We start from the raw sequence: 21,629 nt of genomic DNA, 5'->3' as shown, positions 1-21,629 counted from the left end.
CGCTCAACCGCAAATTCACCTTAATGGCTCTTTCCCAGGCAGCCCTGCCTTTCTGGGATACTTCTTTGAAGTACTATTATTCTTGGTAATCTTTACCAACGACCGTTCTGCATCAGTACCAGGCAGTAAAAATGTCTCCACTCTTTCTACCTTCCCACCTAATAAAAACACAGCATGTTTTGCCGAATTCAGCTCCTCTTCTATTTTCCCCGATTTATAGGGAATAAAGGCTCCATTCACCTTTACAAAAGGCATACAATATTCAGACAAAGTGCTTAAATTAGCAACTGCTCTGGAAACGCAAAGATCATACTGCTCCCTATGGAGGGGATCTCTCCCCATATCCTCTGCCCTGCCATGGATGGCCTCTATATTTTCAAGGCCCAAATTTTTTATGACTTCGTCTAAAAATTTAATCCTTTTATTTAAGGAGTCCATCAAGATAATCTTTAAACCAGGAAATGCTATTTTCAGAGGAATTCCAGGAAAACCGGCTCCCGTTCCCACATCAATAATTTTATAATTCTTAGTATCAATATCTTCCACCGCTTTGATCAAAGACAGGCTGTCTGCAAAATGCTTTGTAATCACCTCATCCATTTCAACAATAGTGGTCAGGTTCATAAATTTATTCCATTCTGCAAGTAATTCAAAATAATTATAAAATTGGTTTAATTGATTTTCTTCTAATTTTATAGATAATAAATTCAATTCTTGTTCCAGTTTATTCTTAAAAACCTCTGTCATACGCCATTCCTCATTCTTTATTCCCCAGGGGGTCTCTTTGCTCTAAAGGCAAATTCATCTTATTTTCTGATCCCTTCTGATGACGAAGCTGTTCCAAATGAACCATCAATACCGCAATATCTGCCGGAGACACCCCAGATATTCTGGAGGCCTGACCAATGGATAAAGGCTTGTACAGATTCAGCTTCTGGGTTGCCTCAATTCTAAGACTTTTCACCTGGGAATAATCAAAATCAGCATCCAGTCTTTTATTTTCCAGCTTCTTATACTGAGTCACCTGCTGCTTCTGCCTTCTGATATATCCGTCGTACTTAATATTGATCTGAACCTGCTCTGCCACATCCTCAGGAAGATGGGGCCTGCTCTTATCAATTTCAGTTAACATAATATATCCAAGCTCCGGCCTTCGCACCAGCTCTGCTAAAGTAGTTCCAGTCTTCAAAGGAGTACTTCCATTTATTTCCAAAAACTCCTGAACTTCTTTCGATGCTCCGATATTGGTAGATTCCAGACGTTTGATTTCTTCTTCAATGGCTTCCCTCTTCCAAAGAAGCCTGTCATACTGCTCCTGACCGATTAAACCAATATCATACCCAATTTCCATAAGACGAAGGTCTGCATTATCCTGGCGCAGCAAAAGCCTGTATTCGGCTCTGGAGGTCATCATCCGGTAAGGCTCAAAGTTCTCCTTTGTCACCAGATCATCAATCAATACTCCAATATACGCCTGAGAACGGTCCAGAATCTTAGGCTCCCGTCCCAGCACCTTCATGGCAGCGTTAACACCAGCCATAAATCCCTGGACAGCCGCCTCCTCATAGCCGGAGCTTCCGTTAAACTGGCCTCCGCTGAACAAACCTCTGACAGACTTAAACTCCAGGCTTGCATCAAGCTGGATGGAATTGATGCAGTCGTATTCGATGGCATAGGCATTTCTGGTAATCTTCACATTCTCAAGCCCCGGAACAGTCCGGTACATGGCATGCTGGACATCCTCAGGCAAAGAACTCGACATTCCGGCTAAGTACATTTCATTGGTAGAAAGCCCCTCCGGCTCCACAAAAACCTGATGGCGGCCTTTATCCGGGAACTTCACTACCTTATCCTCTATGGATGGGCAATACCTGGCCCCTGTTCCCTCAATAGCCCCGGAATACATAGGAGAACGGTCCAGATTATTCCTGATTACCTCATGGGTCTTTTCATTGGTATAAGTCAGCCAGCAGGATATCTGATCCTTCTGAACCTCTTCCGGGTCCGTAGAAAAGGAAAAAGGAACCACCTTTTCATCCCCGAACTGCTCCTCCATCTTGGAAAAGTCAATACTCCTCTTATCCACTCTGGCCGGAGTTCCTGTCTTAAAACGGAACATTTCAATGCCATTGGCCTTCAAAGATTCCGTCAGATGATTAGCCGCCTGAAGGCCGTTAGGACCCGTATAATTAATAACTTCCCCGTAAAGGCATCTGGCTTTTAAATAAGTTCCCGTAGCCAGTACTGCCGCCTTACAACGGTATGCTGCTCCGGAAAATGTCTTAACACCTTTTAAAACTCCATCCTCCACAATAATCTCCGACACCTCTGCCTGCCGGATGGTTAAATGATCCGTATTTTCCAAGGTCATTCTCATGGCCCTGGAATACTCCGCTTTATCCGCCTGAGCCCTCAGAGAATGGACCGCAGGCCCCTTGGACTGGTTCAGCATCTTAGACTGAATAAAGGTTTTGTCAATCACCTTTCCCATTTCCCCGCCAAGGGCATCCAGCTCCCGGACCAGATGTCCCTTAGAGCTGCCTCCGATGTTGGGATTGCAGGGCATCAGAGCAATGCTGTCAACGCTGATGGTAAACACAATGGTTTCAAGCCCCAGTCTGGCACAGGCCAAAGCCGCCTCACAGCCTGCATGCCCCGCACCCACAACCACAACATCGTAAAATTCTTCTATATGCTGCATACTATTATTCCTCTCTAAATCCATAACTTTCTATTTTCCCATGCAAAACTTGCTGAATATTTCATTAACTAAATCTTCTTCCACCGACTCTCCCAGGATGGTTCCAAGACCTTCATAAGCATCCATTAAATCAATGGAATAAAAGTCTTCCGGCATCTCATTTTCAATACTCTGTTCCACCATGAAAAGACTTTTTAAGGCCTCTGAAAGAGCATTCTTATGGCGCACATTGGTGATATAAACCTGGTCATTAAAGTCGATTTCACCCTGATAAAACATGGACTTAATCTCATGCTCCAAAGCTTCTATCCCCACCCTTTCCCTGGCAGAAATAGAAATTACTTTATGGCCTGTTTTGCTTCTCAATTCCTCTTCTTTGACAACTGCTTCCAGATCAGTTTTATTCAAAAGTACAACCGCTTTCCGGTCCTTAATAAACTCTATAATCTCTTTGTCATTCTCATCCAGAGGACATGACCCATCTACCACGTAGATAATCAAATCCGCCTCTTTCGCAGCACTTCTGGCCTTCTCAACCCCGATTTTTTCCACCACATCCCCGGTGTTTCGAATGCCTGCCGTATCCACCACATGAAGGCTTAAATCCTCCAATCTGATCTGTTCCTTTAAGGTATCCCTGGTAGTTCCTGCAATATCAGTTACAATGGCTCTCTCCTCTCCCACCAAAACATTTAAAAGAGAAGATTTCCCTGCATTGGGCTTTCCTAAAATAACTGTTTCAATTCCTTCCGAAAGCACTCTGCCGTTATCCGCAGACTTAATAAGACTTTCCAGTTCTTCCTTTAATGGCCCGATTACCTCAGATAATTTTTCTGAATACCCCTCCAAAGAAATATGCTCCGGATCATCAAGAGCTGATTCCAGAAAAGCGATCTCATATATAATCTTTTCCCTCATCCCCCTGATCCTTTTTGAAACGGCCCCTTCCAACTGGCTGACAGAAGACTTTAAGGCGTAATCATTTTTAGCATGAATCACATCGATGACAGCCTCTGCCTGGGATAAATCCAGCCTTCCGTTTAAAAATGCCCTCTTTGTAAACTCTCCCGGTTCCGCCGGTCTGGCTCCATACTTTAAAACGGTTTCCAGAATCTTCTTTGTCACAAGAACTCCCCCGTGACAATCAATTTCAATGGTGTCCTCCGCCGTATAGCTTTTGGGCCCCTTCATCATCATCACCAGAACCTCGTCAATCACCTCGTCCCCGTCACAGATATAACCGTAATGGATGGTATGGGATGGTTCTCCGGAAAGCTTTTTATCCTTCTTTCCCTTTGTTTTAAATATTTTATCTATAATTGGAAACGCCTCTTCGCCGCTGATTCTTACAATTCCGATTCCGGAACTGGACATAGCTGTGGCGATGGCTGCTATTGTATTCGTTTTCATATTCAATCACCTGGATTTATATAGAAAAGAGGTGAGGGTGCCTTGCGACAGCCCCAACCCCTCATTGTTGTGTGACTTATTTATCTTTTTCATAATACCGGTCTTTTTTCAAATGATCCCTTTTTAAAGAAATAACAACGTGGCGGAAGGGATCCTCTCCCTCACTTCTGGTAATGACTGATTTGTCATTCTGAAGTGCGGAATGGATGATCCTTCTTTCATAGGGATTCATAGGTTCCAGGGAAACAGGACGTCTCGTCCGTTTCACCTTGTAAGCAATGTTTTTAGCCAGGTTTTCCAGAGTTTCTTTTCTCCGCTCCCTGTAATTTTCCGTGTCCAGCTTGACCCGGATATAATCTTCGCTTTCCTTGTTTACAACAAGGCTTACCAAATACTGGAGGGAATCCAGAGTCTGTCCTCTTTTACCAATCAGAATACCCATATCCTGGCTGGACATGTCAATGGAAAGCTCCCGCTCCTCTTTCTGAAAGGAAACATCCAGATTGACATTTAAATCCATAGCGCCGAACACATCAGAAAGAAAAGCTGCCGCCTTTTCTTCCAGGGTTTCTTCCTTCTTCTTTTTCTTTCCTGCGCGGATGACAGCCGGTTTTGCACCGATAATTCCCAGAATACCATTACTGCCCTTTTCAATAACCTCATACTCCAGCTGGTCACTGGTTGTACCCAATTCGATCAATGCCTTCGTAATCGCTTCGTCAACGGTTTTTGCTGAAACTGTAATCATATCCATAGGTCACCCCTCCTATTTACTGTTCTTGTCATTATACTTCTGAACCATACGGGCCTTGGCCGAAATGCTGTTAGGGTCTGAAGATCCGCTGTCATAATAATCTTTGGAAGCCTGAGCCTGCTCTTTAGCCTTTTCTTTTCTGGCATTCTTCTCAGACTCTGCCTTTTCATTGGCTGCCTGAAGATTCTTTAAGGTAGCTGTGGCGTTCTGGGAAACCTGCTGAGGAGGAAGTCCCTTTTTTGCCCTCTTGGCATTGGCCTTCTCCATATTTTTCCTGATCATCTCATCCATATCAATCTTATTGAAATAGCTGTTTACAGCAAGCTGCTGGATGATCTGGAACACACTGGAGGCAATCCAGTAAATACCGATACCGGAAGCAAAGGTGAAACAGAAGAATACGGACATCAAAGGCATAACCGTGTTCATGCTCTTCATGGACTGGGCCATGGCATTATTTTCGTTATTTTCATTCTGAGGCTGATTAGCAGTCATCAGTTTTGCACTGAACCACTGGCTTAAACCGGCCAGAATAGGAATAAGGAGAGCAAAGCTTAACTGGAAGCCGCCTCCCGGGGGAAATATAACACTGGAAGGAGTGGAAGCCAGATTGATTCCTAAAAAGGAATTCATATGCTCAATCTGAGATGCACTCTGGGAAATCACATCCTGAACGTTGGGGAACAGTCCTTCAAGGGCCTTCCACTGGCTCGGATTCAACTGATATAAAAAGTCAACCATACCGTCGCTGGTAGCTAAATCCCCAATCCGGCTGGTATTTATTTTATTTTCACTGGCAAACTGATTTAAAATTCCCACATGGTCCATTCCAAGGGAAGTAATTTTAACAACCACGTTTTCAAATACTGCTTTTACGCTCTGTACATAAGCAGGAATGTGGTAAATAACCTGATACAAAGCAAAGAGAATGGGCATCTGGATGACAAGCTGCAAGCAGCCTCCGGTCATGGAAGTGCCGTACTTTTCATAAATTGCCTGGACCTCCACATTCTGCCTTCTCATGGACTCCTGGTCTGTCTTTCCCTTATACTTAGCCTGAACTGCAGAAATTTCCGGCTGCATAACGCTCATCAGCTTGGAAGATCTTTGCTGTTTTAACGTGAGGGGAAACATAAGAAGCTTTGTCACAAGAGTAAATAAAATAATACACAAACCAATATTCTGGATTCCGAATGAGCTGGTCAGCTTAAAAAGCCAATCCATAATAACACCCAGAACGGTTGCAAAGGGCCCCAGAATGCCTCCCACCTTAGTGAGTACTAAGAATTCCAATGAACTACCTCCTCATCTCTTACGGAACTGGATCATAACCGCCTTTTGCAAAAGGATTACACCGAAGTATTCTCTTGCAAGCCAAAAATGTACCTTTCACCACGCCGTACTTTTTAAGTGCTTCAATGGCGTATTGAGAACACGTAGGCGTGTAAATGCAGTGAGTTCTTATTTTCAGAGGAGACAAAAATTTCTGGTATCCCCTGATCAACAAAATCATGATATTTTTTACCATAAGATCACTTCGATTCTTCTTTTAAAATGTTATGAAGTCCGCACAAGTGCAAATATGCACTTTCAATTTTTTCGTAATTTTCTTCTTTGGCCGCCGGTCTCACAACGACCACAATGTCTAATCCTGTCTCTACCTGATTCACATGAAGCCTGAAGCTCTCTCTGATTAACCTGGTTATGTGATGCCTTACTACGCTGTTTCCCACTTTTTTGCTGACGGATATGCCGATTCTGGTTTCGGGCCTGTCCGTCCTCTTTACATACATGACAAGCAGCTTGTTGGCAAGAGATTTTCCGTTTTCATAAACCGCCTGAAAATCCCTGTTTTTCTTAATCGAATTAAAATGTTTCATGAATCTCTTTCCTTTATTTGGGAAAAGAAAAGGCCACAATTACTTGCGGCCTGGTCCATTAAGCTGATAATTTTGCTCTTCCTTTTGCTCTTCTGGCAGCTAAAACTTTTCTTCCGCCTGGAGTGCTCATTCTGGCTCTGAAACCATGAACTTTAGATCTCTGTCTCTTTTTTGGCTGAAACGTCATCTTCATAATCTACGGACACCTCCTCTTGTTACAATCGCTTTATCATAGGCAATATGATGAAACACATTGAGACTTTTTTAATTAAACATCGTTTCAATTATATAGAACAAAAGTTGGTTCGTCAAGGGAAAAATTATTTTTCTCATGCTTTCATAACCTTGAAAAGAGCCTGTGTAATAGCAGTCGTAAGAATTGCGGAAACAATTGCCTCAGGAACTCCCTGGACAAAGATAATTCCTATGATTACTCCGTAAATTCCATCTGTCAGTCCTTTTGCAGCCATCCCGTACTCTTTTCCAAAAAATAAGTAAATCAGATTCATTACCAATAAAGTATTGGTTAATGCTCCTGCCGCTCCTGCCGCTGCAAGGGCAGCCTTACTCTTACCTTTCCATATCTTTAAAACTCCCCGGAATACATAATAAGCCACAATTCCGATTAAAATTCTGGGAACCATACAGATTACAAGGCTCCCAAAGTTTCCTCCGTATTCTCCTACCTTTATAAAAGGAGAGAAAACAAAAGACGTAGGATTAGGCATATAAGTGTTTTTCCATAAGCTGGCCAAACCGAATATCCCTCCTAAAAATCCGCCATATTTTGGTCCAAGAACAATGGCTCCAATTATGACCGGAATGTGGATGATGGTGGCGTTCATAAATCCCAGAGGAATAAGTCCAAAGGGAGTCAACGCCAGAATGACGATAATGGCAGCGAATACAGCCGCCAGTACCATGCTGCGGGTTTTGTTTAAAATATTCATATTTACCTCCTGTGCTACTGTTCTTTAAAAAGATACAATGCAGTTAGTTACATCTGCATTATACATGAAAAACGTAATCCAGGTCAAGAAAGTTCAACGTACCAAGGTGAATTTGCCCTATGGGTAAAGAAAGTCCTCCTGGGAGTGCCGGGCTTTGTTGATTTACATAAAGTTATCAACAAAATGGGGATAACTTGTGGAAAACTCTCTGGATATTACCTTGATAACCCTATATTTGTTCACAGGCATGTCCTCCATCCCCAGATAAATCCAATATTTCCAGAATGTGAATAAAGTAACTTTCCAAAATACCCTTTTTTGTGGAAAAATATCTCTCCGGATGGTTATCAACAAGCCGCTCACATAGTATAAACAGGGTTTTCACACACTTATCCACAATTTTTTACTAATCTCATTGAAAATTATCTTAAAATAGTATAGAATGAACTGTAGATTGGGCTAATGCGCACATTTGCATTTTTATGATGTAGGAGACTTACAATGTTAGAAAAGTTAAAAGAAAAATGGGACGAAATCTTATTGAATTTAAAAGAAGAACACGATATCACTGACGTGTCTTTCAAAACCTGGCTTCTCCCCTTAAAAGTTCATGCCGTCAGCGGCGAAAAAGTGATCGTCACGGTTCCGGATGTGGAATTCTTAGGATACATCCGCAAAAAATACGGATTTCTTCTGAAGATCACCATTGAAGAAGTAACCGGTTTTGAAAGCACCATTGATTTTGTTGTGGAAAATCAGATTCAAAAAGAGAAAGCCCTGGCTCCTGCAGGCAACACTCTTATTACAAACACGGCAGGCTCTGTCAGCCAGTCAGCCATACAGACAGCTAACTTAAACCCCAAATATATTTTTGACACCTTTGTAGTTGGTGCCAACAACAATTTGGCTCATGCGGCATCCTTAGCTGTAGCGGAATCTCCTGGCGAAATTTACAACCCTCTTTTCATTTACGGAGGCGTGGGACTGGGAAAAACCCACTTGATGCATTCCATCGGCCATTTCATATTAAAAAACAATCCGTCAGCAAAGGTACTGTACGTGACCAGTGAAAAGTTTACCAATGAGCTGATCGATGCCATCCGAAACAAAAATAACTTTTCCCCCACAGAATTCCGGGAAAAATACCGCAATAACGACGTCCTGCTTATCGATGATATTCAGTTCATCATAGGAAAAGAAAGTACCCAGGAGGAATTCTTCCACACCTTCAACACCCTCTACGAAGCCAAAAAGCAGATCATTATTTCCTCAGATAAGCCTCCAAAGGACATCGAAACCCTGGAGGAACGCCTTCGTTCCCGGTTTGAATGGGGCTTAACTGTGGACATCCAGTCTCCTGATTACGAGACCAGGATGGCCATTCTGCGAAAAAAAGAAGAGATGGAAGGCTACAATATTGACAACGAAGTGATCAAATACATAGCCACCAACATCAAATCCAACATCCGGGAACTGGAGGGAGCCTTAACAAAAATCGTAGCCCTCTCCCGCCTCGATAATAAGGATATTACCGTAGAACTGGCAGAGGAAGCCCTAAAGGACATCATTTCCCCTAATGATAAACGGGAGGTCACACCCGAATTGGTCATTCAGGTGGTTGCCGACCATTACGGCATCACTCCCCTTGATATTTCTTCCCAGAAGCGGAACAAAGAAATCGTCTATCCCCGCCAGATCGTCATGTATCTCTGCCGGGAAATGGTGGGAACCCCCTTACAGATGATAGGAAAATTCCTGGGAGGACGGGACCATACCACTATCATCCATGGAATAGAAAAGATCACGGCGGAGATCAATAAAAACGAATCCTTAAATAATACCATAGATATCTTAAAAAAGAAGATTAATCCACAGTAACCTGTGTATGAGCTGTTAATTTCCTGTGGATAAAAAAGGGTTAAGAATGGGTTCTGATCTTCTTGTGGATAACCTTCCAGTTTGAAAGGACTTTTGTGGACGTTATTCACATCCTTATATACAGAGAAAAGCCAGCCCTGATAACCGTTATAAGGGCTTTTACACAAACCCACAGCCCCTACTACTAATACGACGGAATTTAACTATATCATTCATTCATTTATTGCCATTTTCAAAGCAAAGGAGTTATCAACAATCATGAAACTGACATTCCAGCAGGATGCCCTTTTAAACGGCATTAATATTGTATTAAAGGCGGTTTCCAGTAAGACCACTATGACCATCCTCGAATGCATCTTTATCGATGCCAGCGGATCAGAAATCAAACTGACTGCCAATGACATGGAACTGGGTATTGAAACCAAGGTGGAAGGAACCATCCTGGAAAGAGGAAAAATCGCTCTTGAAGCCAAGCTTTTTTCTGAGATCGTCAGAAAGCTCTCCTCTGCAGGAGATTCCCTCATTACTATTGAAAGCGATGAAAAGTTCACCACCACCATTTCCTGTGAAAAATCCGTATTTGATATTCAGGGACGGGATGGAGAGGAATTCTCTTACCTTCCATACATTGAACGGGACAACTATATCTGTCTGTCTCAGTTTTCCTTAAAAGAAGTCATCCGCCAGACCATCTTTTCCATTGCTCCCAATGACAGCAATAAGATGATGACCGGAGAGCTTTTTCAGGTGACAGGAAACCAGTTAAAGGTGGTTTCTCTGGATGGTCACCGCATTTCCATCCGGAATATTGAATTAAAAGACACGTATCATGATATAAAAGTCATTGTTCCTGGCAAGACTCTAAACGAAATCAGTAAAATTCTGGATGGGGACAATGAAAAAGAAGTGCTGATTTTCTTCAGCCCCAACCATATTTTATTTGAGTTTGAAGATACCATTGTGGTATCACGCCTCATTGAAGGAGATTACTTCCGAATTGACCAGATGCTTTCCAGTGACTATGAAACAAAGATCATGGTAAACCGGAAAGAGCTTTTAAGCTGCCTGGACAGGGCAACCATCCTGGTAAGGGAAAATGACAAAAAGCCTCTTATCATCAATGTACAGGATCAGGAGATGCAGTTAAAGATCAATTCCAGCTTTGGATCCATGAATGCGGAGATGTCCATCCACAAAACAGGAAATGACATCATGATCGGCTTTAATCCCAAGTTCCTGATTGATGCCCTGAGAATTATTGACGACGAAGAAGTGGCTCTTTATATGCTCAATGCAAAAACCCCCTGCTTTATCCGGGATGAAGAAGGAAAATACATTTACCTGATTCTTCCTGTTAATTTTAATGCGGCATCCGTTTAAAGGTGCAGAGAAGAGGATCAATGGAAACCATAAAATTAAGAGATGAATACATCAAACTGGGCCAGGCGTTAAAAGCCGCGGGCCTGGTTGGTTCCGGCGTTGATGCCAAACATGTGATAGAGGATGGCCTTGTATCAGTCAACGGCCAGACAGAATATCAGAGGGGAAAGAAATTAAGAGACGGGGACACCGTCACCTTTGAAGGCAATACCATTAAAATCGAGGCGTAAAAAATTCCATGATGATTGAATCTATAGAGCTAAAAAATTACCGCAACTATGACGAATTACATATGGATTTTAGTCAGGGAACTAATATACTCTATGGGGACAATGCCCAGGGAAAAACAAATGTCTTGGAGGCCATCTATGTCTGTGCAACCACCAAATCCCACAGAGGGAGCAAGGATAAAGAAATCATACAGTTTGACAGAGATGAATCCCATATCAAGCTGAACATCAGAAAAAGAGACGTTCCATACCGGATTGATATGCACTTGAAAAAGAACAAGGCAAAGGGCGTAGCAGTCAACGGGGTTCCCATCAAAAAGGCCAGCGAACTGTTTGGAATTGTCAATGTGGTGTTTTTCTCTCCGGAGGACTTAAATCTCATAAAAAACGGCCCTGCCGAAAGGCGCAGGTTCGTTGATTTGGAATTATGCCAGTTAAATAAGCTTTATGTTCATTCCCTGGTACAATATAACAGAATCGTAACCCAAAGAAACAAGCTGTTAAAAGACTTAGCCTTCCATCCGGAATATGAAGAAACCCTGGATGTCTGGGATATGCAGTTAGTTCAGTATGGAAAAGAAGTCATCGGCTGCCGGAAGGAATTTGTGGATCAGCTTAAGGAAACCATTGAAGCCATCCACTGGAAGATTTCAGGGGAAAAAGAAACCCTTACCATTTTCTATGAGCCAGATGTGGAAGCAGGAGATTTTGAGGAAGCATTGAAACGAAGCAGACAGCAGGATTTGAGGCAGAAAACCACCCTCACCGGTCCCCACAGAGATGATTTAAGCTTCATGGTCAATGGAATTGATATCCGGCGGTTCGGTTCACAGGGACAGCAAAGAACAGCAGCCTTATCCTTAAAGCTTGCAGAAATAGAGCTGGTGAAAAAAAAAGTAAATGATTATCCCATCCTTTTGCTGGATGACGTGCTGTCAGAGCTTGACAGCAGCAGACAGAACCAATTGCTGGCAGGGATTGATCATGTGCAGACCATTATTACCTGCACAGGGCTTGAGGATTTTGTCAGCAACCGCTTTCCCATTGATAAGATATTCCGGGTAATGAGCGGTACCGTAAACAGTGAAAATTAACGATTCAGGAAGGAAGCGTATAAATATGAGTCAAGAATATGGAGCAGATCAGATCCAGATATTAGAGGGGCTTGAAGCAGTAAGAAAGAGGCCTGGTATGTATATCGGCAGTACCTCCAGCAGAGGACTTCACCATCTGGTCTATGAAATCGTGGACAATGCAGTGGATGAGGCCCTGGCAGGCTACTGTGGATGTGTGGAGGTCACCATCCATCCCGACAACTCCATAACCGTTTCAGATGACGGACGTGGAATCCCCGTAGGAATCCAGAAAAAAGCTGGAATTCCGGCGGTAGAGGTGGCTTTTACCATCCTCCATGCCGGAGGAAAGTTCGGAGGCGGAGGATATAAGGTTTCCGGCGGTCTTCACGGCGTAGGAGCTTCCGTTGTAAATGCTTTGTCACATTGGCTGGAAGTAGAAATCCGTCAGGATGGAAGCGTTTATAAGCAGCGCTATGAAAGAGGAAAGACCATATATCCCTTAAAAGTCATCGGCCAGTGCGGTCCTGATGAACATGGAACTACGGTTACATTTCTTCCTGATAAGGATATTTTTGAAGAAACTGTTTTTGACTATAACATTTTAAAGGTCCGTCTCAGGGAAACAGCTTTTCTGACCAAGAACTTAAAAATTGTTCTGCGGGATGATAGAGAAGAAAAGCATAATCACGTATTCCACTACGAAGGCGGCATCAAGGAATTTGTCACCTATTTAAACAAGGGCAAAACCTCTCTTTATGACCAGGTATTTTACTGCGAAGGCACAAAGGATGGGGTTTTTGTTGAGATTGCCATGCAGCACAATGATTCCTATACGGAAAACATTTACAGCTTTGTCAACAACATCAACACTCCCGAGGGCGGAACCCATTTAGCGGGCTTTAAAAATGCCCTTACCACCACTTTAAACGACTATGCCAGAAAAAATAAGCTGTTAAAGGAAAGTGAGGCCAACTTATCCGGTGAGGATATTAGAGAGGGCTTGACTGCCATTATCAGCGTCAAGATCGAAGAGCCTCAGTTTGAGGGGCAGACCAAGCAGAAGCTGGGAAACAGCGAGGCCAGAGGAGCTGTAGATAATCTGTTAAGAGAGCAGTTAACCTATTACCTGGAACAGAATCCCGGCATTGCAAAAACTATCTGCGATAAGTCCATTCTGGCGCAGAGAGCAAGAGATGCGGCCAGAAAGGCCAGGGATTTAACCAGAAGAAAGACAGCTCTGGAAAATATGACCCTTCCCGGAAAGCTGGCAGACTGTTCCGACAGGAATCCTGAAAACTGTGAAATTTACATCGTAGAGGGAGATAGTGCGGGAGGCTCCGCAAAGACCGCCCGTTCCAGAAATACCCAGGCCATTCTTCCTCTCCGCGGAAAAATATTAAACGTGGAAAAGGCAAGGCTTGACAAAATCTACGCCAACGCGGAGATCAGGGCCATGATCACTGCCTTTGGAACAGGTATTCATGAAGACTTTGATATCAGCAGACTGCGTTACCATAAAATTATCATTATGACCGATGCCGACGTAGATGGAGCCCACATCAGCACCCTGCTTCTCACCTTCCTTTATCGTTTTATGCCGGAACTCATCCGCCAGGGCTATGTATACCTGGCCCAGCCGCCTTTATACAAGGTGGAAAAGAGTAAACGGGTATGGTATGCCTACAGCGATGATGAGTTAAATTCCATCTTAAAAGAGATAGGACGGGATAATAACAATAAGATTCAGCGTTATAAAGGTCTGGGAGAGATGGATGCAGAGCAGCTTTGGGAAACCACCATGGACCCGGAAAGAAGAGTCCTCCTGCGTGTCAGCATCAGTGATGATACCTCCTCAGAGGCTGAGGTAGACTTAACCTTCACCACCCTTATGGGCGACCAGGTAGAGCCAAGACGTGAATTTATCGAAGCAAATGCCAAATATGTGCAGAATCTCGATGTTTAATAAAAAAGGTTTTCAAGTACAAAGGCGATTTTTCGCATCTTGACAGATGCGTGAATTGAAATAATTGGAGGAAATAAAATGGAACCAAATATCTTTGATAAAGTTCATGACGTGGACCTAAAAAAGACCATGGAAAAATCATACATTGATTATGCCATGAGCGTCATTGTTTCCAGAGCCCTGCCTGATGTACGGGATGGTTTAAAGCCCGTACAGCGCAGAGTTTTGTATTCTATGATCGAGCTGAATAACGGTCCTGATAAACCCCACCGTAAATGCGCCCGTATCGTCGGTGATACTATGGGTAAGTACCATCCCCACGGCGACAGTTCCATCTACGGAGCATTGGTCAACATGGCCCAGGAATGGTCCACCAGATATCCTCTGGTGGATGGTCATGGAAACTTCGGTTCCGTGGATGGAGACGGCGCCGCAGCCATGAGGTATACGGAAGCCCGTTTGAGCAAAATATCCATGGAAATGCTGGCGGATATCAATAAAAACACCGTTGACTTCAGCCCTAACTTTGATGAAACCGAAAGGGAGCCTGATGTGCTTCCTTCCCGCTATCCAAACCTTCTGATAAATGGAACCTCCGGTATAGCCGTAGGTATGGCCACTAACATTCCTCCCCACAACTTAAGGGAGGTCATCGGTGCGGTTATCAAGATCATTGACAACCAGGTGGAAGAAAACAGAGAAACCACCATGGAAGAAGTGCTGGAAATCATCAAAGGGCCTGACTTCCCAACAGGAGCAACCATCCTGGGAAAACGGGGAATTGAAGACGCATACCGCACCGGAAGAGGCAAAATAAGGGTCCGTGCTGTCAGCGATATAGAAACCATGCCAAATGGAAAAAGCCGGATCATTGTAACCGAGCTTCCCTACATGGTCAACAAAGCCCGTCTGATTGAAAAGATTGCAGAACTGGTAAAAGATAAAAAAGTGGACGGAATTACAGATTTAAGAGATGAATCCGACCGTACCGGCATGAGAATCTGCATTGAGCTGCGCCGTGATGTCAATGCCAATGTACTGTTAAACCAGCTTCTCAAACACACCCAGCTTCAGGATACCTTCGGTGTCATCATGCTGGCCCTGGTTAAAAATGCTTCCGGCGTTCTGGAACCAAAGGTCTTAAACATCCTTCAGATGTTAGACTATTATCTGGACCACCAGAAAGAAGTTGTAACCAGAAGAACCCAGTATGATTTAAATAAAGCAGAGGAAAGAGCCCATATCTTAAAGGGGCTGCTCATTGCCTTAGATAACATCGACGAAGTGATCCGGATTATCCGGGCCGCTGAAAATGTCCAGGCAGCAAAAGCAGAGCTTATGGCCCGCTTTGAACTGAGTGATCCTCAGTCTCAGGCTATCGTAGATATGCGTCTGAGAGCTTTGACAGGTCTGGAACGTGAAAAGCTTGAAAATGAATACAAGGAGCTTCAGGAAAGAATTGCAGAATTAAAAGCAATTCTTGCAGATGAGAAAAAGCTTCTGGCAGTCATCAAAGAGGAAATTTCCATCATCCAGGCAAAGTACGGAGATGACAGAAGAACCTCCATCGGATTTGATGAATTCGATATGTCCATGGAAGACTTGATTCCCGATGAGAATACCATCGTAGCTATGACAAAGCTGGGATACATCAAGAGAATGTCCGTTGACAACTTCAAAAACCAGAACAGGGGAGGAAAGGGAATCAAGGGAATGCAGACCATTGATCAGGATTACATTGAAGACCTGATGATGACCACCACCCATCACTACCTGATGTTCTTCACCAATACAGGCCGGGTTTACCGGTTAAAGACCTACATGATTCCCGAAGGAAGCCGGACAGCCAGGGGTACCGCCATTGTAAATCTTCTGCAGATGCTTCCGGGAGAGAACATCACATCCATCATCCCCATGAAGGAATACGACGATGACAAGTATCTCTTTATGGCAACCAGAAACGGTATGGTGAAGAAAACTCCTATGAAGGATTACGCCAATGTCCGCAAAAACGGCCTTCAGGCCATTGTTCTCAGGGATTATGACGAGCTGATTGAAGTTAAAGCCACTGATGATACAAAGGATATTTTCCTGGTGACTAAAAAAGGCCAGTGTATCCGGTTCCATGAAAAAGACGTCCGCGTGACAGGCCGTGTATCCATCGGTGTTATCGGCATGAAGCTCAACGAAGACGATCAGGTTGTGGGAATGCAGATGGATTCCCAGGGCCCCAAACTTTTGATTGTATCAGAAAACGGCATGGGAAAACGGACTCCGATTGAAGAATTCACTCCTCAGAACAGAGGCGGAAAGGGAGTTCTCTGCTATAGAATTACGGAAAAAACAGGAGACATTGTAGGAGCCAAGCTGGTTCACGATGATCATGACCTGCTCCTCATCACAACCGGAGGAATTGTCATCCGGATTTCCGTCAACGATATTTCCGTTATAGGCAGAAACACTTCCGGTGTCAAGCTGATGAACATTGATCAGGATTCCGATATCACCGTTGCCAGCATTGCAAAGGTACGGGATGACGGCAGCAAATCCGAAGGCGAAGGTCTGGAAGAACTGGAGCTGGAAGAGGAAGAATAATCCTTAATGAAAAATGGTATTGTAATATTTGGATTTTTATATTATAATAATAGCCATCAATAAAGAGCAGTGAAGGGACTTTGAACGCAGCCATGTAAATTTACTGCAGTCAAAGTTCTTTCCTTTTATTGAAATTAAGCAGGAAAGTTCTGCGAGGACAATAAGTCCGAAAAAAAAGGAGGAATACCAGCTTGGATAGTGACCCAGGCGCGGCGCAGATAGCCGCACAGATTTTATTATTAATTGGTCTGACCTTGATGAATGCATTTTTTGCAGGGTCGGAAATGGCCGTTGTATCGGTCAACAAAAACAGAATTCGGATGTTAGCTGACGGAGGAAACAAAAAGGCAGCTCTGATTCAGAAGCTTTCAGAGGATTCCACAGGCTTTCTTTCCACCATTCAGGTGGCAATTACATTTGCCGGCTTCTTTTCCAGTGCATCGGCAGCCACCGGAATTTCACAGGTTTTAGGAGGAAAGCTGGAATCTCTTGGCCTCCCCTACAGCCGGAGTCTTGCCATGGTTATAGTGACCTTTATTCTGTCTTACTTTAATCTGGTTTTCGGAGAACTGGTTCCTAAAAGAATAGCCTTGCAGAAGGCAGAACGGTTCAGCTTATTTGCTGTAGGCCCTATTTATTTTATCTCAAAAATAATGGCCCCGTTCATCAAGTTTCTTTCCTTATCCACCAACGGAGTGTTAAAGCTTCTGGGGATGAAGACAGCCAATTTAGAAGAGGAAGTCTCTGAGGAAGAAATCCGTTCCATGCTTCAGACAGGGCGGGAGAGCGGTGTGTTTAACCAGATCGAAGAAGATATGATTACGTCAATTTTCCTTTTTGACGATAAGAGGGCCAGAGAAATCATGACGCCCAGACAGGATATGGTGGCAGTTGACATCAACAAGCCCATGGATCTGGTTCTCAATGAGATCCTGGACAGCCGTCATTCCAGAATTCCTGTTTATGAAGATGAGATTGATAATATAATCGGTATTTTATTCATGAAGGACTTTATCATAGAAATGAATAAAAAAGATCAGTCGGAAGTAGACATCCATGCCATCATGCAGAAGCCTTACTTCATACCGGAAAATAAAAAGACAGATGATTTATTTCTGGATATGCAGAAGAATAAGACAAAGATGGCCATCCTGGTAGATGAATACGGCGGAGTCGCCGGCCTGATCACCATGGAAGATCTCATCGAAGAAATCGTAGGAGATATCCACGACGAATACGATGACGAAGAACCTGAATTAGTTGAAATAGAGCCTTATGTATACAAAGCAGCAGGAAGCGTATCCCTGTATGATCTTGATGAGGTTCTTCACGACGAGATAGAAAGCTCCTGCGATACCTTATCCGGTTACTTAATAGAGCTTTTAGGCTTTATCCCAAAGGATTCTCAGATGCCTTTAGAGCTTGATGATGAGAAAAATCATTATACGATTTTGGAAATGGAAGATAAGGTAATAAAAGAAGCTATTGTTAAGATAAAGGAAAAAGCGGTTTAATATCATTCATAAAGTGAAAAGGTCTGGTTTCCTGAAGGAACCAGACCTTTTTTCACCGTCTCCTGGTAATATTCTCTTTGTCCTGAGGGCAAATTCACCTTATATGTCCCTTGACAATCCCTCCAAAAGTTTGGTAAGATACAAACTGAAACTATAATAATTACAGATAAATGGGGTCATTTGATGTTTGTAAGAATGGGGGATTCCTATGACAAGTGAATTTGCAGTAGCTGTTCATGGACTGGTCTATTTAAATAAAAAGAAAACTACAATTTCCAGTGAAGAACTGGCTACCAATGTATGTACCAATCCTGCCCGCATAAGAAAGGTCATGGCAAAATTAAAAAAGGCCGGAATGATTGTAACCAAGGAAGGTTTGGAAGGCGGATACCATTTTATCAAAGATCCTGCCCAGGTGAATTTAAAACAAGTTTGCGATGCTCTTGAAGTCACGTTCGTATCCTCCTCCTGGAAATCAGGAGATGAAAATATGCCATGCATGATTTCTTCCGGAATGTCAGGTGTTATGGATGACATTTACGGAGAACTAAATGAGCTTTGCAGAATCAGAATGGAAAAAATAACCATAAAGGATATTCAGGAAAAGCTGGTAAAAAGCCGGCAGGGTTCCTGAACAATGGCAGGGAATGAAGGTTCACATCACTCCCTGCCATATTTGTGCTTGATTTCAGGAAATTAATGATTTATGATTAAAAAAGACAGAATTCGCGGCGACCGTCGGGAGGAAAAAAACATGATAAGAACCGTTAGAACCGAAGAAATAATAAAAAATATTAAGGAAATGTGCATAGAAGCAAACCATGTGCTGTCAAAAGACATGGAAGAAGTGTTTTTTAAATCATTGGAACAGGAAAAATCGGATTTAGGCAGACAAATTCTCTTCCAGTTAAAAGAAAATTTAGAGATTGCCGGTGAAGATATGATACCCATTTGCCAGGACACAGGAATGGCGGTAATTTTTATAAAAATCGGGCAAGATGTACATATAGAAGGAGGAAACCTTACAGATGCCATCAACCAGGGAGTGAGAGAAGGTTATATAGAAGGCTATTTAAGAAAATCAGTGGTAGAGCCGGTAGAGCGGATCAACACGAAAGACAATACTCCCGCAGTCATCCATTATGAAGTTGTGGCTGGTGACCAGATTGATATTACCGTAGCTCCCAAGGGCTTTGGAAGCGAAAACATGAGCCGTGTATTTATGTTAAAGCCTGCAGATGGAATAGAAGGTATTAAGGAGGCCATCCTGACTGCCGTAAAAGATGCTGGCCCCAATGCCTGTCCGCCTATGGTTGTGGGAGTGGGAATCGGAGGAACCTTTGAAAAATGTACGCAAATGGCAAAACATGCCCTAACCAGAGATTTAAACGAAAAGCCCTCTGTTCCATATGTAAGAGAATTGGAATCAGAAATGCTTGAGAAAGTCAATAAGCTTGGAATTGGTCCCGGAGGGTTGGGAGGAAGCGTCACCGCTTTGGCCGTAAATATAGAAACTTATCCCACTCATATAGCCGGCTTGCCTGTGGCGGTAAATATCTGCTGTCATGTAAACAGACATGCACACCGGGTCATATGATAATTGAAGCAAGAAAGGTCGGATACCATGAACCATCATATAAAAGCACCTATCAGCAGAGAAGAGGCAAAAAGCCTTCATGCAGGAGATTACGTCTATCTCACAGGAGTCATTTACACTGCCCGGGATGCTGCACATAAAAGAATGAAAGAAACTTTAGACAGGGGAGAAAAACTTCCCTTTGATATAACAGGAAACATGATTTATTACATGGGCCCTTCTCCTGCCAGAGAAGGACGCCCCATTGGATCCGCAGGGCCCACCACATCCAGCCGCATGGATAAATACACCCCCCTTCTTTTAGATATGGGGATGGGCGGAATGATTGGAAAAGGAAAAAGAAGCAAAGAAGTCATTGAATCCATTGTCAGAAATGAATCCGTTTACTTTGCAGCAGTAGGAGGAGCCGGAGCACTTCTTTCAAAATGCATAAAAAGTTCGGAAGTCATTGCTTACGATGATTTGGAAACAGAGGCTGTCAGGCGTCTGGAAGTAGAAGACTTTCCGGTAGTTGTCGTCATAGACAGCAAAGGTAATAATTTATATGAAACAGCAATTCAACATTACAGAGAGGACTAAAATAAAACATGAACCGTATTTTTTATATGGTAGCCAGAAATTTTTTTCGTGTTCCCCTATGGCTTTTCCGCATTTGGAAGATGGGACTTCCGGGAGATACCCACACTCTTGAGCAACGTTATGATTATCTCAGGAACGTGGTGAAGTCGGTAAATAAAACAGGACGTGTTAAGGTAGAAGTTCATGGCATTGAAAATCTGCCTTCTGAAAATGGATTTATCTTATTTCCCAACCATCAGGGACTTTTTGATGTACTGGCTCTTATGGATGCCTGTCCAAATCCTCTCAGTGTAGTGGTAAAGAAAGAAGCTGCCAAACTGATTTTAATAAAACAGGTAATTAAGGCTCTGGATGGTTTTTCCATAGACCGTCAGGATGTGAGGGCCTCCATGGATATTATCTATAAGATGACCGACAATGTAAAAGCCGGAAAGAATTATGTGATCTTCCCGGAGGGAACCCGCAGCCGGAATGGAAACACGTTGCAGTCTTTTAAAGGAGGAACCTTCAAAAGTGCGGTAAATGCAAAATGCCCCATTGTACCTGTTGCCCTTATTGATTGTTTCAGGCCCTTTGATGAGAACTCTTCTAAGAAAATGGAAGTGCAGGTTTCCTTTTTGAAACCTCTCTATGCTGAAGATTATCAGAACTTAAAAACCATTCAAATCGCAGAAATTGTAAAAGACAAAATACAAGAAGAAATAAATCAAAAAATAGGTTGACAAGTCGAAATATATTATGTATAATTGTCAATGCGTCTGGAGAAGATTTGATTCGAAAGACTGCTCATATGGAAATTATGAACTACGGAGAAATACTCAAGAGGCCGAAGAGGCGCCCCTGCTAAGGGTGTAGGTCGGGCAACCGGCGCGAGGGTTCAAATCCCTCTTTCTCCGCTCATTTCCAAAAATGATTTTTGTTTTGACAGTGAAAAAAAGTGATTGACATATCTGGAAAGATGTGCTAACATATACAAGCTGTCGAAAAACAGCAAAAAAGAAAATAAAAAAAGTGTTGACAAAACAAAAGCGTTGTGATAGACTTAACAAGTTGCCTTTGAAACGGAAACACAAAAAGCACTTTGAAAACAGAAGATTGAACAGTATGTAAAACCCTGAAAAT

20 protein-coding genes and 1 tRNA gene are annotated in these 21,629 nt (G+C 43.0%); 12 read left to right on the top strand and 9 right to left on the bottom strand.

Annotation, left to right across the window (positions count from 1 at the left end):
* Nucleotides 1-15: 15 nt before the first annotated feature.
* From rsmG to V7M78_RS03975, 9 genes are all read right to left on the bottom strand, one after another.
* Nucleotides 16-747: a 16S rRNA (guanine(527)-N(7))-methyltransferase RsmG gene (gene rsmG / locus V7M78_RS04015; RefSeq protein ID WP_333646688.1), complete on the bottom strand. Its 732-nt coding sequence runs from the start codon at nt 745-747 to the stop codon at nt 16-18.
* A gap of 10 nt (nt 748-757) precedes the next feature.
* On the bottom strand, nt 758-2,701 hold the full coding sequence (mnmG, locus tag V7M78_RS04010) for a tRNA uridine-5-carboxymethylaminomethyl(34) synthesis enzyme MnmG (protein ID WP_333646686.1): 1,944 nt from the start codon (nt 2,699-2,701) through the stop codon (nt 758-760).
* 30 nt (nt 2,702-2,731) lie between these two features.
* Nucleotides 2,732-4,111 (bottom strand): tRNA uridine-5-carboxymethylaminomethyl(34) synthesis GTPase MnmE, encoded by a 1,380-nt coding sequence (mnmE, locus tag V7M78_RS04005; RefSeq protein WP_333646683.1) that lies wholly within the window; start codon nt 4,109-4,111, stop codon nt 2,732-2,734.
* A 76-nt stretch (nt 4,112-4,187) separates the two neighbouring features.
* Nucleotides 4,188-4,865, bottom strand: coding sequence for an RNA-binding cell elongation regulator Jag/EloR (jag, locus tag V7M78_RS04000; RefSeq protein WP_333646681.1), 678 nt, complete (start codon nt 4,863-4,865; stop codon nt 4,188-4,190).
* A gap of 12 nt (nt 4,866-4,877) precedes the next feature.
* A complete protein-coding gene (locus V7M78_RS03995) occupies nt 4,878-6,158 on the bottom strand; it encodes a YidC/Oxa1 family membrane protein insertase (protein WP_333646679.1) in 1,281 nt (426 codons plus the stop codon).
* Between the two features lie 19 nt (nt 6,159-6,177).
* Nucleotides 6,178-6,393, bottom strand: coding sequence for a membrane protein insertion efficiency factor YidD (gene yidD / locus V7M78_RS03990; protein WP_333646677.1), 216 nt, complete (start codon nt 6,391-6,393; stop codon nt 6,178-6,180).
* 4 nt (nt 6,394-6,397) lie between these two features.
* Nucleotides 6,398-6,745 carry a ribonuclease P protein component gene (rnpA, locus tag V7M78_RS03985; protein ID WP_333646675.1) on the bottom strand — a complete coding sequence of 116 codons (348 nt, stop codon included), beginning with the start codon at nt 6,743-6,745 and terminating at the stop codon, nt 6,398-6,400.
* 58 nt (nt 6,746-6,803) lie between these two features.
* Entirely contained in the window at nt 6,804-6,938 is a 135-nt protein-coding gene (gene rpmH / locus V7M78_RS03980; RefSeq protein WP_013274848.1) for a 50S ribosomal protein L34, read from the bottom strand.
* A 136-nt stretch (nt 6,939-7,074) separates the two neighbouring features.
* The gene (locus V7M78_RS03975) at nt 7,075-7,695 is read right to left on the bottom strand and encodes an ECF transporter S component (RefSeq protein ID WP_333646664.1); all 621 of its coding nucleotides are present in this window, start codon (nt 7,693-7,695) and stop codon (nt 7,075-7,077) included.
* A gap of 501 nt (nt 7,696-8,196) precedes the next feature.
* On the opposite strand from V7M78_RS03975, the gene dnaA reads away from it, so the two are divergent.
* The 12 genes from dnaA (at nt 8,197) to V7M78_RS03915 (ending at nt 21,403) form a co-directional block, all read left to right on the top strand.
* Nucleotides 8,197-9,573 (top strand): chromosomal replication initiator protein DnaA, encoded by a 1,377-nt coding sequence (dnaA, locus tag V7M78_RS03970; protein WP_333646662.1) that lies wholly within the window; start codon nt 8,197-8,199, stop codon nt 9,571-9,573.
* A 258-nt stretch (nt 9,574-9,831) separates the two neighbouring features.
* Nucleotides 9,832-10,953, top strand: a complete 1,122-nt coding sequence (gene dnaN, locus V7M78_RS03965; RefSeq protein WP_333646660.1) for a DNA polymerase III subunit beta — start codon at nt 9,832-9,834, stop codon at nt 10,951-10,953.
* Nucleotides 10,954-10,973: 20 nt separating this feature from the next.
* Complete coding sequence (locus V7M78_RS03960; protein ID WP_333646658.1) at nt 10,974-11,183, top strand: RNA-binding S4 domain-containing protein; 210 nt, start codon at nt 10,974-10,976, stop codon at nt 11,181-11,183.
* A gap of 8 nt (nt 11,184-11,191) precedes the next feature.
* Nucleotides 11,192-12,277: a DNA replication/repair protein RecF gene (recF, locus tag V7M78_RS03955; protein WP_333646656.1), complete on the top strand. Its 1,086-nt coding sequence runs from the start codon at nt 11,192-11,194 to the stop codon at nt 12,275-12,277.
* Between the two features lie 25 nt (nt 12,278-12,302).
* Nucleotides 12,303-14,222, top strand: coding sequence for a DNA topoisomerase (ATP-hydrolyzing) subunit B (gene gyrB / locus V7M78_RS03950; RefSeq protein ID WP_333646654.1), 1,920 nt, complete (start codon nt 12,303-12,305; stop codon nt 14,220-14,222).
* 78 nt (nt 14,223-14,300) lie between these two features.
* Nucleotides 14,301-16,817, top strand: a complete 2,517-nt coding sequence (gene gyrA, locus V7M78_RS03945) for a DNA gyrase subunit A (protein WP_333646652.1) — start codon at nt 14,301-14,303, stop codon at nt 16,815-16,817.
* Between the two features lie 191 nt (nt 16,818-17,008).
* On the top strand, nt 17,009-18,331 hold the full coding sequence (locus V7M78_RS03940) for a hemolysin family protein (RefSeq protein ID WP_333646650.1): 1,323 nt from the start codon (nt 17,009-17,011) through the stop codon (nt 18,329-18,331).
* A 208-nt stretch (nt 18,332-18,539) separates the two neighbouring features.
* Nucleotides 18,540-18,965: an RrF2 family transcriptional regulator gene (locus V7M78_RS03935; protein ID WP_333646648.1), complete on the top strand. Its 426-nt coding sequence runs from the start codon at nt 18,540-18,542 to the stop codon at nt 18,963-18,965.
* Nucleotides 18,966-19,085: 120 nt separating this feature from the next.
* Entirely contained in the window at nt 19,086-19,928 is an 843-nt protein-coding gene (locus V7M78_RS03930) for a fumarate hydratase (protein ID WP_333646646.1), read from the top strand.
* Between the two features lie 27 nt (nt 19,929-19,955).
* Nucleotides 19,956-20,507 carry a Fe-S-containing hydro-lyase gene (locus tag V7M78_RS03925; RefSeq protein ID WP_333646644.1) on the top strand — a complete coding sequence of 184 codons (552 nt, stop codon included), beginning with the start codon at nt 19,956-19,958 and terminating at the stop codon, nt 20,505-20,507.
* A gap of 8 nt (nt 20,508-20,515) precedes the next feature.
* Nucleotides 20,516-21,229: a lysophospholipid acyltransferase family protein gene (locus V7M78_RS03920; RefSeq protein WP_333646642.1), complete on the top strand. Its 714-nt coding sequence runs from the start codon at nt 20,516-20,518 to the stop codon at nt 21,227-21,229.
* A gap of 86 nt (nt 21,230-21,315) precedes the next feature.
* Nucleotides 21,316-21,403, top strand: a tRNA-Ser gene (locus V7M78_RS03915).
* The last annotated feature ends 226 nt before the right edge of the window (nt 21,404-21,629 follow it).

The organism is Lacrimispora sp. (genome assembly GCF_036758025.1).
Taxonomy (GTDB): Bacteria; Bacillota; Clostridia; order Lachnospirales; family Lachnospiraceae; genus Lacrimispora.
Note: the sequence above shows the minus strand (reverse complement) of the source record. Positions and strands in the feature narration are given on the sequence as shown.